We start from the raw sequence: 13,685 nt of genomic DNA on the forward strand, positions 1-13,685 counted from the left end.
ATTCTGTTGAAATGGTTAGAAATTTATGCTATACTATACTAGTTGAAAACTGATTACTTTTAAATATACAGTTAAGAGACTTTTGAAAAGAGGTGAAATCAATGAAAGAAGGAATCCATCCAAATTACAAAAAAGCGACTGTAACATGTGCATGTGGAAATACTTTTGAAACAGGTTCAGTTAAGGATGAATTAAGAGTAGAAATTTGTTCAGAATGTCATCCATTCTTTACAGGACGTCAAAAATTTGTTGACAAAGGCGGACGTGTTGATAAATTTAAGAAAAAATACGGTATTGAGTAATAACTATTTAGGTCTGTCTGATAGGTTAGTTGCCATTGGCTTCTAACCTTTATTGTTTATTTTTGCTATTTTAAATACTGGTGAAGAACTTTGGTTTTGTTTGATTCATAATTTTCCGGGGGTGTGGAAATATGGCTAAGCTGTATTTTAGATATGGAGCAATGAACTGTGGAAAATCGACTAACTTGATGCAAGTAGCATACAACTATGAAGAGAGAGGTATGAAGGTTATCATAGTAAAGCCTTTAATAGATACTAAGGGAGGAAATAAGGTAGTATCAAGGCTAGGTATAGATAGAGAGGTTGATCTAATACTATGTAAAGACCAAAATGCTTATGAAGAAGTTCAGAAATGGAATAAAGAAAAATGGAAAATAGATTGTATCTTAGTAGATGAAGCACAGTTTTTTACAAAGAAGCAAATTGATGAGTTTTTTGAGATAGCAGTAAAGATGAATATTCCAGTCATTTGCTATGGACTAAGAACTGATTTTCAAATGAAGGGCTTTGAAGGTAGCGAAAGACTGTTACTTATAGCACATAGTATAGAAGAATTAAAAACTATTTGTGCATGTGGAAAGAAAGCAATATTTAATGGAAGAAAAATCAATGGGAAATTTGTCTTTGAAGGTGAACAAGTAGCCATCGAAGATGAAAAAGATATTGTATATGAATCACTCTGTGGAGAATGCTATTTAAAGAAAAGAGACAACAGGTAGAGAACTGGAGACTATAAAGATATTAGATTGCCCAGAAACTATTACCCTGAGGGAGCGAATGGGTATCAAGACAGCAGGGACAGTTCTTTTTGACTCGCTTTTTGACTCAAAAGGAACCTGTCTCATTTTATTTTTTGACTAGAAAAGCCAAATGAAAGATATAGTTCTTTTTCTTTGATGCCTATAAAAGATATGTTTTCAATAAAGCTAAACAATATTGTACTATTGATAATAAAATAGTAATATATTTCATATTATACAAAGTTCTTAGAGTATAAGTATGTAAAGGAGAATTAGAAAATGAATAGAAAGAAAAAACGTCTTGCCATTATATTATTGATTTTTATATTGTCCTTATCATTTACAGCTTTCTCTTATGCAAAAAGAAATACTGTAACCATTTCAATAGCAGGAGATACTTTACTAGGAGATTTTATGGGTAATCACATAGACACTCATGGAGTAGATTATCCCTGGGAAAGTGTAAAAAAAGTCTTTCAAAAATCTGACTTAGTTTTAGTTAATCTAGAATGTACAGTGGGTACTACTGGAGAGCCTCAGGACAAGCAGTATACATACAGAGCAAAGCCAGAAACTCTACAAGGTCTTGTAAATGCAGGAGTTAAAGGAGTGTCCCTAGGCAACAATCACTCTCTTGACTATGGAAGAGAATGCTTTGTAGAGACCTTAGATAATTTAGAGAAATACAATATCAAATATACTGGTGGTGGAAGAAACATAAAAGATGCCTTAGAGCCTGCCATATGGGAGATAAATGGATTAAAGATTGGCTTTATAGGGTTTTCAAGAGTGACACCACATGTAGATTGGTATGCTACAGAAAGCAGGGCTGGAATCGTCAATGGATATGACAGCAATGCAAATAATGTGATACAAGCAGTGAAGCAAGCAAAGGAAAAGGTAGACTTTTTAATAGTGTCTCTTCATTGGGGAACTGAATTAGCTGACTATCCTAGAGATAATGACGTGACCATAGCTAAAGAACTAATAGATAATGGTGCTGACTGTATAATGGGACATCATCCTCATGTGCTTCAAGGCATTGAGTTTTACAATAATAGACCTATAGTATATAGCTTAGGTAACTTTGTTTTTGGTGCAAAGGTAGGCGCTAGAACTTCTCAGACCATGATATTTAATATGGAAATAAACAAGGATGGTATAATAAATACAAGTATTGTTCCCGGGATAATCAAGTTTGGAAAACCAACTATTTCTGAAGAAGACAGAGAGACTATAATAAGTTTAATAAACCGATTGTCAGCAGACTGGGGTACAAAGGTCTTAGAAGATGGCAATATCGTTGGCAATATTGAATATGTAGTTCATAATGAGTTAGAACCTGAAGAAAATAATCAGATTGAAAATGAAGAGATAATCCATAATAGTACTGAAGCTAAAAACTTTCATGAGGAAAACCAAAGAGATGTAAAACATGGCAAATTTAGCCTTGAAGATTTTATAGACTTTTTGACCGAATATGGACTGAGGATTTTTATAATTAGTAGTATCTTGTTTGTAGTGTTGCTCGTTATTATGCAACGGGGACGGTTCTTTTTGCATTAGAAATGGTTATTTTGATTTATCACTATTGAAATTATCTATAGATAAAGATAAAACTATAGATAAAAACTATTAGAAAAAATCTTCTATTCATATTAGAATTCTATAGGAACAAATAAAACAAGCTTTACTAGGAGGCGTACTATGAAAACAAGAAAACCTGTAGTTATTCTACTAAGTTTATTATTAGTTTTTGCATTGACACTAACAGGATGTACTACAAATACTCCTTCATCACCAGATGCTGGGAACAATCAAGTAGAAGAAAATAATGAAAAAAGTGGATTTAAGGCTCAGATAACTTTTAATGGCTCATCTACTTTAGCACCAGTAATGTCAGCTATTGCAACTGACTTCATAGAAGGATATACAACTTGGAACAATGTAGATGCAAGCTTTCCAGAAGAAAATATAGCTATTTACATATCTGCTGGAGGTTCAGGAGCAGGAGTTAAGGCAGTTTTAGACAATACTGCTGATTTTGGAATGTTAGCTAGAGAAATCAAAGATGAAGAATTAGAGAAAATAGGAGATGCTAAGGTATTTAAGCTAGGAATTGATGCATTAACAATAGCTGTTAACCCAGAAAATCCTATTTTACAAGTTAAAGATGATTTATCAACAGAAGAAGTTAGAAAGATATTTGCAGGAGAATATAAATATTGGGATGAGGTAGATAGCAGCCTTCCACATAGTGAAATAGTAGTAGTTATTAGAGATTTAAGTGGTGGGGCTCATGAAGTATTCCAAAAAAGTGTAATGGGAGATGCTCAAATCAGAGAAGATGCTATTCAATCACCTTCAATGGGGGCATTAGTTACAAAAATAATTGAAAATAAAGATGCTATAGGATATGCATCATATGGAATGGTTAATCAAAATGTGGGTAAACTTATTCCTCTAAAGGTTGATGGAGTTGAAGCTACAGAGGAAAACATAGTAAATGGTTCATACAAAATATCTAGACCACTCATTGCAGTTAAAAGAGGAGAATTAACTCCTGAGCAAAAAGCATTTATGGATGTAGTGACATCTGAAAAGGGGCTTGTTATTATAGAAGAGATGGGATTTGTGCCTGTAAGATAGGTAAAGATTTAATTCAGGGGATGTTTTACTCCCCTGTTTTTTGATTAGATGAGTTCCTTTGCCAAGGCTCAGGACGACAAGTGTGCTATTTGTCTTATCCTGAATCTAGTGAAGGATTTCTTTGTGAGGTGGCATATGTATAAGTTACTAGATAAAGCCTTCAGTATTTTAATAAAGCTGCTAACCGTATTTTCCCTATTGTTGTTAGCATTTGTTTTAATATTTATATTCAAAGAAAGTACTGCTTTTTTTAAGGAAGTGTCAATATTTAAATTTATAACAGGTAGAACATGGAATCCCCTATCATCTCCAGATAAGTTATCAATATTAAATGTAATACTAGGAACATTATATGTATCTTTTGTTGCTATTGTTATAGCATTGCCCATAGGGGTAGGTAGCGCATTATTATTGTCTGGGTATATTAAGGGTAGAGGAAAAACTATCATTAGAGGAATTATAGATATCCTTGGAGGAATACCTTCTGTAATATATGGATTTATAGGTCTTTTAGTCTTGGTCAAATTCTTCGAGATTAGATTTGGTTTTCCTACAGGCGAATCTGTCCTTGCAGGAGGCATACTACTTTCACTAATGGTGCTTCCATATATAATATCTACTTGTAATGAAACTATGGAAAAGGTATATAATGATCATTTATCATCTTCTCAGGCGTTAGGTGTTTCAAAAAACTATTTCTTACGAAAGATTGTCCTAGCTGAGAGTAAAAAAGGTATAATAGCTGCAACAGTATTAGCATTAGGCAGAGCTATGGGTGAGACTATGGCAGTCATGATGGTTATTGGAAATGCACCTATTACACCTAGATTGCTTGGAAAGGCTCAGACAATACCTTCACTTATTGCATTAGAGATGGGAATGGCAGAAGTAGGTAGCTTACATTATCATGCTCTTTTCGCTTCAGGGTTTGTATTGATGATTATTTTGTTGATAATCAACATAATAGTATATTATGTAAAGAAAAGCATAAGCTTATAAATTTGTGAGGACGATATTATGGGAGAAAAGATTAAGTCAAGTCTATTTAATTTATGGATTATATTAAGTACGATAATAGTGCTTTCCTCCATAGCATTTATATTCATATATATTATAAAAAATGGAGCAGGCTCTATAAACCTTGAGTTCATTTTAGGTAAACCTAAGGGCATACCATTAGGCTCAGAAGGTGGAATATTGCCAGCTATTGTAGGTAGCCTGTTATTGACCCTTATTGCTTGCATATTTGCTACAGTACTAGCTATATCTACTGCAATTTATGTAGTATTTTATTGTAATTCCAAGAGAATAGAAGGGATAGTTCATGTTATAGTACAGTGTATGGCAGGAGTTCCTTCAATAGTTTTAGGTCTTTTTGGCTACACACTATTGGTAGTTAATTTAAAACTGGGGAGATCACTATTATCAGGAGGAATAACTCTAGGAATAATGATATTTCCTTTTATACAAGTAAGGGTAGAAAAGACATTGAGAGAAATCAGCACTTCTCTCATTAATTCCTCCTATGCTCTTGGCGTGTCAAAGTCATACACTCTTTTTAAACTAGTGCTACCTATGTGCAAATCAGACATAGTATCAGCTATAACACTGGCAGGAGGCTTTGCAATGGGAGCTGCTGCGCCTATAATTCTTACAGCAGCAGTAATATTTGCTCCAATTCCAGAATCCTTATCTTCTCCAGTAATGGCGCTACCGTTTCATCTTTACATACTTACAGGAGAAGGAATATCACTAGAGAAATCATATGCCACTGCATTAGTATTGATAATGCTTTTGTTTATAATTAACTTGTTGTCATTATTGACCCTAAATAGGAAATACAATAGAAATATTTAGTGAACATTTGCAGGATACGACTATAATTCTTAGCGAAGGCAGATATAAAATCCGTTAAGCAATTATGCTAAGGTAAGGCCAGCATACGCTGGCATAAGGAGTTACAACGAAATCAAAGATTTCTGTAACTCCATTAAGCGTAGCGAGTTTGCAAGCTGTAGGATTTTATATCGGAATGAGCTTTAGAATTATTCGTGTCCGAAACCGTGAGCGGATATTTCTATTGTATTTCCTTAACCTTTAACCGAAAGGAGCTGAAATAAATGGATATAATTGAATTAGCATCCTTAAATGCATACTATGGAAATAAAAAAATACTAAATAATATAAATATGAAAATCAAGAAGAATAAAATAACTGCTATAATAGGTCCATCAGGCTGTGGTAAATCTACCCTACTAGCTGCTTTAAATAGAATGCTTGAAGAAAACGGTGGAAATGTTCAAGGCGACATAATATTTGATGGGGAAAATATATTTTCTTACCCAAAAGAAGATGTGCGAAAAAGAATAGGAATAGTTTTTCAAAAGCCAGCTCCTTTTCCTATGTCTATATATAAAAATCTCACATATGCTCCTGTGTATTATGGAATTAGGAATAAAAAGAAGCTAGACGAGATAGTACAAAACAAGCTTAAAGTATCAGGGCTTCTTGATGAAGTAAAAAATGATCTGGATATGTCTGCGTTGAAGTTGTCAGGAGGGCAACAACAAAGGCTTTGTATAGCTAGAGCACTTACAGTAGAGCCAGAGGTTCTACTATTAGACGAGCCTTGTTCTGCACTAGATGTGAAAAACACAGCTAATATTGAAGATATGCTTTTAAAGCTTTCAGATAATTATACTATAATCATAGTCACACATAATCTACAGCAAGCTAAGAGAATATCAGATTATACAGCATTCATACTGGATGGAGAGCTTATTGAGTATGATGAAACCGAAAAGATATTTAATAACCCAGAGGATAAAAGAACAAAAGAATATATCGAAGGAATATATGGTTAATGGGGAGGAATTAAATGTTAATTTATAACATACCTGGTAGAGACAGAATAGAAATAGAAAATGTTGTATTTGATTATAATGGCACAGTTGCTGTAGATGGAAAACTTATAGATGATGCAAGAGAGCTAATACTAAAGTTAAAGGAATATGTGAATATATACATTCTAACAGCTGATACCTATGGAACAGTAGAAAGCCAATGCAAAGAGCTAGGAGTAAAGGTAGCCACATTCCCAAAGGAGATGGCTAGCCTTTCTAAAAAGGAGATAGTAGAAGGTCTAGGTCCAGAAAAGACTATTTGTGTTGGAAATGGATTCAATGATATAGAAATGTTTAAAATATGTAAGATATCAGTGGCTGTTATGGAAAATGAGGGATGTAGCGGAAAGTTATTATCCTATTCAGATATAGTGACTAAGTCTATAAAGGATGCTATAGAAATCATTTTAAGCGAAAATAGGATGAAGGCCACATTGAGAAATTAATTTTATAGTATTAGGTCAGAGTACAATCTCTGGCCTTTACTTTTCTATTCATTATTATGATTATGTGTTATAATAACATTTATAGACTATAGTTTAGGAGTGGTTTTTTTGCCAAAAATAAAAGATATAGAGAGAAAACCAAAGCACTGCACCACTATTGGTGGTCAGGCATTAATTGAAGGAGTAATGATGAAAGGGCCAAGAGATATAGCAATAGCTGTAAGAAAGCCTGATAATCAAATAGAGCTAAAAAAAGAACCTATAAAGTCGCCATCTACTAAGTATAAATTTTTGAAGTGGCCATTTATAAGAGGAGTAGTAGGGCTTGTAGAAGCAATGGTTGTTGGCGTGGATTCTCTAATGTATTCAGCACAGTTCTACGAGGAAGAAGAAGTAACTGAACCTGGAAAAATAGACAAGTTTTTTGATAAGCTTTTCAAGGACAATGCAGAAAAAATAGCAATGTATATCTCAGTATTTATTTCTATGGTAATTGGAGTAGGGGTATTTATGCTAGGACCAACACTAATAACAAACCTTATAAAAAGATCAATTGAAGCACCAATAATCCTTAATTTAATGGAAGGATTTATAAGGATATTAATGTTTCTAGTGTATGTAACTGCTATTTCTAAAATGAAAGATATCCAAAGAGTATTTCAGTATCATGGAGCAGAGCACAAGACTATTCACTGCTACGAACATGAGGAAGAGCTTATCGTAGAAAATGTAAAGAAATATCCTATTCTACATCCTAGGTGTGGTACTAGTTTTCTATTTATGGTAATGATAATAAGCATATTAGTATTTTCATTTTTTGGATGGCCAAATCCATTGATGAGATTTTTAATTAGAATTGCTATGCTTCCAGTAATAGCAGGAATATCATACGAAATAAATAGAATCATCGGAAGAAGCAATAGCAAGCTAGCATACTGGCTGTCTTATCCAGGATTATTTGTTCAAAAGATAGCTACAGTAAAAGAGCCAGATGGCCCACAAATAGAAGTTGCTATAGAAGCACTAAAGGGAGTATTAGTTGATGACAAGGAGGCAGACCTTTGGTAAAGGCCTACACAATAGAAGATTTAATTAAGATAGGAATAGAGACTTTAGGAGAAGGGGAATTTAATAATCCCCTTCTTGACTCTCAACTTTTATTATGTCATGTGCTTAATGTTGATAAAATCTATACTTATACACATAAGACTGAAATAGTTGATAGTTATTCTGTGGATAAGTTTTTAAAACTCATTGATAAAAGGAAAAGTGGATATCCTATTCAATATATATTAGGAAAACAGGAATTTATGGGTTTAGACTTTTTTATAAAAGAAGGAGTTCTTGTTCCAAGACCTGATACAGAAATTCTAGTTGAATATATAATAGACATTGTAAATAAAGGATATTTTAAGGGAAAAGACCAGTTAAAAATTGTAGATATCGGTACAGGAAGTGGTGCTATTACATTAAGCTTAGCACATTATTTAAAAAATGTTCATATTTACTCAGTAGATATAAGTGACATTGCTCTCCAAGTGGCTACAGAAAATTCACGAAGATTGGGCTTAGAGTCAAAGGTAACTTTTCTAAAGGGGGATTTATTCGAGCCACTGGATAATCTAGGACTATACAGGTCAATAGACATAATCGTATCAAACCCACCATACATCCCAACAAAAGATATAGAGGAACTACAAAGAGAAGTAGCCGAATACGAGCCTAAACTTGCACTTGATGGAGGAGAAGATGGACTAGACTTTTACAGAAGAATAGTAAACGAGTATGATAAGTATCTTTCTGAACGTGGAATTTTAGCAATGGAAATAGGTTATGACCAAGGGCCTGCCATTAAAAAACTACTAGATTTAAAGGAGCAGGCGACAAGAGAAGAGACAAGGGGACAGATCTCCTGTCTTATAGAAGCTGTTACTTTGAGAGAGGCGAATGGGTCTCGGAAAGGATGTAAAAATAACCATCCTCATTGTATAGAGATAATTAAGGATCTTGCAGAACATGATAGGGTGGTGGTTCTAAAGACAATTTAGAGAGACCTGTCATCCTGAGCGTTAAGGAAGGAGTTAGTTTTAGAAAAATAAAATTATAGAGGGATAGTTATGTAATAGTGTAGTAGAAGTTTAGCCATAGTTAAACAATCGCTTAACTACTGTTAAACTCTTATTAAGAGAGATAATGAAAAAATGATAGCATATATTAAAAAATTATGATATAATATTACACTGGACAATTCCGTAGTGATGAGGTGAGAATCGTGTTAGATAAATTGAAGTTTACAGAAGAGAGATATGAAGAATTGAGCAAAAAGATAAGTGATCCAGAGATAATAAATAACATTTCGGAATGGCAAAAATATGTAAAGGAACATGCTGAAATTGAGCCTATAGTATTGAAATATAGAGAATACAACGAAGCTGTTAATCAATTAGAAGATTCCAAAGAAATGCTTAAGGAAAAGTTAGATGATGACTTTAGAGAGCTTGTAAAGCTTGAAGTTGAGGAGCTTACACAAAAATGTGATGAGCTAACGGAAGAGCTAAGGACACTTCTTATTCCAAAGGACCCAAATGACGATAAGAACGTTATAGTAGAGATTCGTGCAGGAGCTGGAGGAGATGAAGCGGGTATCTTTGCAGGGGATTTATTTAGAATGTATACTAGATACGCAGAAAGACAGCGCTGGAAAGTTGAAATGATGAGCTCCAATGATCAAGGTATCGGCGGTTTTAAAGAAGTTATATTTATGATAAAGGGTAAGGGTGCATATAGCAAACTAAAATATGAAAGTGGTGTTCATAGAGTTCAGAGGGTTCCTGCTACTGAATCAAGTGGAAGAATCCACACATCTACTGCTACTGTAGCTGTATTACCAGAGGTAGATGATATAGACATTGAAATCAATCCAGCAGATGTACGTGTTGACGTATACCGTTCTTCAGGTAATGGAGGACAAAGTGTTAACACTACAGACTCGGCTGTTAGACTTACTCACATACCTACAGGTATGGTAGTAGCATGTCAGGATGAAAAGTCTCAGTTAAAGAACAAAGAAAAAGCCTTTAAAATACTAAAGGCTAGACTTTACGACCAAATGATGGAAGAGCAAAATGCAGAAATTGCAGAAACTAGAAGAAATCAAGTAGGAACTGGAGATAGAAGCGCAAAAATAAGAACATACAACTTCCCACAAGGAAGAATCACAGATCACAGAATAAATTTAACTGTATATAAACTAGAAGCATTTCTAGACGGAGACATAACTGAAATGCTTGATGCACTAATAACAAGTGCCCAAGCAGAAAGACTTCAACAAGCAGAATAAAAAAGTCAGACTTAGCTAAGATTACTGAGAAAGTTTTCTTCTGTCATCTTGAACGTTGTCGAAGGAACTCTCATGTACTAAGAACATGAGATTCTTCGACTACGTCTTAGAATGACAGGTAGAAGAATTTAGAACTTTTAGTAGCCTTGTATAGTCTGACTGTTTTTTTATCAAAAACTCTAACCTGTTCTCTATCTTACAAACTCATCGACACCACAATCCCAATAATAAATCCAACAACAATACCTAAACTCGATGCCCTGCCACTATGTAATGACTTAGCATCTGGAATCATTTCTCCGCAGGTTATATAGAGCATAGTTCCACCAGCAAAAGCTAAGCACAACCCAATTAAAAAATTTGATACACTTCCCAATACTGCTCCTATAAAGGCACCTATACCAGTAGGTATTCCAGCCATAACAGTTAAAAATATCACCTTTACAGTAGAGGAGCCGCTTAATCTTAGTGGAGCAGCCATGGCTAACCCTTCGGGAAGGTCATGTAATGCAATTATTATAGCCATAGTTATACCCATCTTAGAAGTGTACATATATCCAGAGCCTATGGCCAAGCCTTCAGGAAAATTATGTATAGCTATGGCTATTCCTATAAGAGCACCGGTTCTAAAAAAATGACTCTTAGAACTAGATGGTTTTTTATTTTTATTATCAGGAAAAAACTTTTCAATAAACACTACGACAATAACTCCCAGAAGTATACCTAGTATTTCTGTTCCTAAGCCAGCTATATTATAAGCCTCAGGGAGAAGATCAAATGCAACTACACTTAGCATGAGACCACTAGTAATTCCAAAAAGAACCCCTAAAAATTTTGAGCTAGGTTTAACTATAAATAAAGATATCAAACCGCCTAAGCCAGTCCCAATAGTACCTACAAGTGTACCAATAATAGTAATCACCACAACTTCAGTCAAACATATCACTCCTTGTCATAAAAATGTATGTATTGAAACCTAATCTATATTGCACTTTAAATTCATAATGAAACAGCTTTCACGAGAGCCTTTAAAATCAAAATTTGAACTATAGAGTGTTAACACTGTATTTTCTGTTGAATTATTTGTAAAGCTAATATAATATATATTTTAAGAAAGTAGATAATAGAATTGTAAAGAGTGAATATCAGTTGACAATTCTTAAGAAAACTAAGAAAATACCAGTAGCTAGAACAGATATTTATCCAGCTAAACTAAGGAAAGGAATTAGCAATGAAGGGAAAAAATACTACAACATTAACAAAGATATTAACAATAGATCCATCACATCCAGAAATAGATAAAATTTTAGAGGCAGCAAAAATAATCAGCGATGGTGGAACTGTAGCATTTCCTACAGAAACCGTATATGGTTTAGGTGCAAATGCATTAGATGAAAAAGCCATAGAAAAAATATTCACAGCTAAGGGCAGACCTCAAGACAATCCTTTAATAATTCATATAAGTGATGTTACTCAGCTACAAGAGCTTGTAGAAGACATACCACAGCATGCCTACATACTAATGGAAAAATTCTGGCCAGGACCTCTGACCTTAATTTTTAAAAGGACCAATAAAGTCCCGGACAGAATAACAGGGGGCTTATCCACAGTAGCCATAAGGATGCCAGCTCATAATATAGCATTAGAGCTAATAAGACATTCACAGCTTCCTATAGCGGCCCCAAGTGCCAATACTTCAGGTAAACCAAGTCCTACAAATTCTTCACATGTAATGAATGATTTATCAGGTAAAGTCGATATGATAATAGATGGAGGGAATACAGGAGTAGGTCTAGAATCTACGGTTCTAGATATTTCTGGAGATGTACCTACTATATTAAGACCAGGTGGTATCACTATTGAAGACTTATTAGACGTTTTGCCTAAGGTAGAATATGATAAAGCCATTGAGATGTCTAATGAAAACATAATACCAAAATCACCTGGACAGAAATATAAGCATTATTCACCAGATGCAAATATGATTATAGTCAAGGGAAATGTAGAGGAAATTGTGAAGAAGATTATGAAATTATGCAAAGAATATGAAGCACAAGGAATGAATGTAGGAATAATGGCTACAAAACAAACCTTTGATAAATATGAAAATGACAATATACTAGTAGTTGGAGATAGGAGTTTTCCGGAAACCATAGCATCAAATCTTTTTAATGTTTTAAGGAGGTTTGATGAAAAAAAGGTTGATATTATAATAGCTGAAGCTGTAGAGGAGAAAGGCATCGGAATAGCTATAATGAATAGAATGAAGAAGGCAGCAGGAGGTAAAATGATATGAATGTTCTTTTCGTGTGTACTGGAAATACTTGTAGAAGCAGTATGGCTGAAGGTCTATTTAGACATATGATAGATAAAAATGGCTTAGGAAATGAAATAAATGTAGAGTCAGCAGGAGTATTTGCAGAATCAGGTTCTTCTGCATCAAATCAGGCTATTGAAGCCATGGAAAAACACTCCGTTGACATATCTAATCACAAATCTAGGCAACTTACAAAAGAAATGATTGATAAGGCAGATTTAATCCTCACTATGACTAATAGCCATAAAAGAGCAATAATATCTATGAACGACAAGGCCTTAGACAAAACATTTACTTTAACTGAATATGCTTATGGAAATAATAAGAGCACTGATATTGTGGACCCGTTTGGAGCTCCTGTACAGGTATATGAAGAATGCTTAATAGAGATAAAGAATGCACTTAATGTTATAATAAAAAAACTAATAGAAAAAAATAAGGAGGAAAAATAAATGAAAATTGCATTAGGCTGTGATCACGCAGGATACGAACTTAAAGGATATATTAAAGAATACTTAGATAAAAAAGGTATAGAATATGTAGATTTTGGAACAAATTCTATAGAGTCGGTAGACTACCCAGAATTTGGTGAAAAAGTTGCTGAGGCAGTGAAAAGTGGTGAGTGTGATAAAGGAATTGTTTGCTGTGGTACTGGAATAGGGATATCAATTTCCGCTAATAAAGTTCCAGGAATTAGGTGTGCTTTATGCAGTGACTGTTATTCTGCAAGGATGTCAATTGAGCATAATAACGCTAATGTACTAGCGATTGGAGCCAGAGTAATTGGAAAAGATTTAGCTCTTGAGATTATAGATACATGGCTTAAAGCAGAATTCCAAGGTGGAAAACATGAAAGAAGAGTAAATAAAATTAGAGACATAGAAAGCAAGTATGTGATATAATACTACAGACTATGGAAAAGAGAGATCCTTTTGAGACTTTAATTCCTGCCATAGTGTAATAATTAGGAATACCTTTGGCTTTAGGC

The 13,685-nt window shown here is 34.0% G+C and carries 15 protein-coding genes; 14 read left to right on the plus strand and 1 reads right to left on the minus strand.

The features are described 5' to 3' along the window. Positions 1-101: 101 nt before the first annotated feature. From rpmE to prfA, 11 genes are all read left to right on the plus strand, one after another. A complete protein-coding gene (gene rpmE / locus DW1_RS01060) occupies positions 102-302 on the plus strand; it encodes a 50S ribosomal protein L31 (RefSeq protein WP_074348744.1) in 201 nt (66 codons plus the stop codon). A 131-nt stretch (positions 303-433) separates the two neighbouring features. Beyond that, positions 434-1,021, plus strand: coding sequence for a thymidine kinase (locus tag DW1_RS01065; protein WP_074348746.1), 588 nt, complete (start codon positions 434-436; stop codon positions 1,019-1,021). Positions 1,022-1,321: 300 nt separating this feature from the next. Next, the gene (locus DW1_RS01070; RefSeq protein ID WP_074348748.1) at positions 1,322-2,608 is read left to right on the plus strand and encodes a CapA family protein; all 1,287 of its coding nucleotides are present in this window, start codon (positions 1,322-1,324) and stop codon (positions 2,606-2,608) included. Positions 2,609-2,749: 141 nt separating this feature from the next. Continuing rightward, a complete protein-coding gene (locus DW1_RS01075; protein ID WP_074348750.1) occupies positions 2,750-3,691 on the plus strand; it encodes a phosphate ABC transporter substrate-binding protein in 942 nt (313 codons plus the stop codon). Positions 3,692-3,826: 135 nt separating this feature from the next. Next, positions 3,827-4,690 carry a phosphate ABC transporter permease subunit PstC gene (pstC, locus tag DW1_RS01080; RefSeq protein WP_074348752.1) on the plus strand — a complete coding sequence of 288 codons (864 nt, stop codon included), beginning with the start codon at positions 3,827-3,829 and terminating at the stop codon, positions 4,688-4,690. 18 nt (positions 4,691-4,708) lie between these two features. Continuing rightward, entirely contained in the window at positions 4,709-5,548 is an 840-nt protein-coding gene (locus DW1_RS01085; RefSeq protein WP_074348754.1) for a PstA family ABC transporter permease, read from the plus strand. A gap of 263 nt (positions 5,549-5,811) precedes the next feature. Then, positions 5,812-6,555: a phosphate ABC transporter ATP-binding protein PstB gene (gene pstB, locus DW1_RS01090; RefSeq protein ID WP_074348756.1), complete on the plus strand. Its 744-nt coding sequence runs from the start codon at positions 5,812-5,814 to the stop codon at positions 6,553-6,555. A 14-nt stretch (positions 6,556-6,569) separates the two neighbouring features. Next, entirely contained in the window at positions 6,570-7,040 is a 471-nt protein-coding gene (locus tag DW1_RS01095) for an HAD family hydrolase (RefSeq protein ID WP_074348758.1), read from the plus strand. Positions 7,041-7,226: 186 nt separating this feature from the next. Beyond that, entirely contained in the window at positions 7,227-8,108 is an 882-nt protein-coding gene (locus DW1_RS01100; RefSeq protein WP_083605452.1) for a DUF1385 domain-containing protein, read from the plus strand. After that, positions 8,102-9,088 (plus strand): peptide chain release factor N(5)-glutamine methyltransferase, encoded by a 987-nt coding sequence (gene prmC, locus DW1_RS01105; protein ID WP_074348762.1) that lies wholly within the window; start codon positions 8,102-8,104, stop codon positions 9,086-9,088. Before DW1_RS01100 ends, prmC begins: the two co-directional genes overlap by 7 nt. Before the next feature lie 221 nt (positions 9,089-9,309). Continuing rightward, positions 9,310-10,380 (plus strand): peptide chain release factor 1, encoded by a 1,071-nt coding sequence (gene prfA, locus DW1_RS01110; RefSeq protein ID WP_347499693.1) that lies wholly within the window; start codon positions 9,310-9,312, stop codon positions 10,378-10,380. A gap of 196 nt (positions 10,381-10,576) precedes the next feature. On the opposite strand, the gene DW1_RS01115 is transcribed toward prfA, so the two are convergent. Continuing rightward, positions 10,577-11,317: a ZIP family metal transporter gene (locus DW1_RS01115; RefSeq protein WP_143474329.1), complete on the minus strand. Its 741-nt coding sequence runs from the start codon at positions 11,315-11,317 to the stop codon at positions 10,577-10,579. A gap of 294 nt (positions 11,318-11,611) precedes the next feature. Here DW1_RS01115 and DW1_RS01120 point away from each other — a divergent pair, with 294 nt between their 5' ends. From DW1_RS01120 to rpiB, 3 genes are read left to right on the plus strand one after another with little or no spacing between them, the layout of a single operon-like run. Further along, complete coding sequence (locus DW1_RS01120) at positions 11,612-12,676, plus strand: L-threonylcarbamoyladenylate synthase (protein WP_074348764.1); 1,065 nt, start codon at positions 11,612-11,614, stop codon at positions 12,674-12,676. Next, positions 12,673-13,149: a low molecular weight protein arginine phosphatase gene (locus tag DW1_RS01125; RefSeq protein WP_074348765.1), complete on the plus strand. Its 477-nt coding sequence runs from the start codon at positions 12,673-12,675 to the stop codon at positions 13,147-13,149. The genes DW1_RS01120 and DW1_RS01125 overlap by 4 nt, the downstream gene beginning before the upstream one ends. Next, the gene (gene rpiB, locus DW1_RS01130; RefSeq protein ID WP_074348767.1) at positions 13,150-13,599 is read left to right on the plus strand and encodes a ribose 5-phosphate isomerase B; all 450 of its coding nucleotides are present in this window, start codon (positions 13,150-13,152) and stop codon (positions 13,597-13,599) included. It begins immediately after the preceding gene. Positions 13,600-13,685 lie beyond the last annotated feature (86 nt).

Source organism: Proteiniborus sp. DW1, from assembly GCF_900095305.1.
Classification (GTDB): Bacteria; Bacillota; Clostridia; order Tissierellales; family Proteiniboraceae; genus Proteiniborus.

Bases quoted from the DNA above. Each gene is read 5' to 3' on its own strand.
- pstB (WP_074348756.1), top strand. From the start codon at position 5,812: ATGGATATAATTGAATTAGCATCCTTAAATGCATACTATGGAAATAAA.
- DW1_RS01095 (WP_074348758.1), top strand. From the start codon at position 6,570: ATGTTAATTTATAACATACCTGGTAGAGACAGAATAGAAATAGAAAAT.
- DW1_RS01125 (WP_074348765.1), top strand. From the start codon at position 12,673: ATGAATGTTCTTTTCGTGTGTACTGGAAATACTTGTAGAAGCAGTATG.
- DW1_RS01065 (WP_074348746.1), top strand. From the start codon at position 434: ATGGCTAAGCTGTATTTTAGATATGGAGCAATGAACTGTGGAAAATCG.
- DW1_RS01100 (WP_083605452.1), top strand. From the start codon at position 7,227: ATGATGAAAGGGCCAAGAGATATAGCAATAGCTGTAAGAAAGCCTGAT.
- DW1_RS01085 (WP_074348754.1), top strand. From the start codon at position 4,709: ATGGGAGAAAAGATTAAGTCAAGTCTATTTAATTTATGGATTATATTA.
- DW1_RS01075 (WP_074348750.1), top strand. From the start codon at position 2,750: ATGAAAACAAGAAAACCTGTAGTTATTCTACTAAGTTTATTATTAGTT.
- pstC (WP_074348752.1), top strand. From the start codon at position 3,827: ATGTATAAGTTACTAGATAAAGCCTTCAGTATTTTAATAAAGCTGCTA.
- DW1_RS01070 (WP_074348748.1), top strand. From the start codon at position 1,322: ATGAATAGAAAGAAAAAACGTCTTGCCATTATATTATTGATTTTTATA.
- DW1_RS01120 (WP_074348764.1), top strand. From the start codon at position 11,612: ATGAAGGGAAAAAATACTACAACATTAACAAAGATATTAACAATAGAT.
- rpmE (WP_074348744.1), top strand. From the start codon at position 102: ATGAAAGAAGGAATCCATCCAAATTACAAAAAAGCGACTGTAACATGT.
- rpiB (WP_074348767.1), top strand. From the start codon at position 13,150: ATGAAAATTGCATTAGGCTGTGATCACGCAGGATACGAACTTAAAGGA.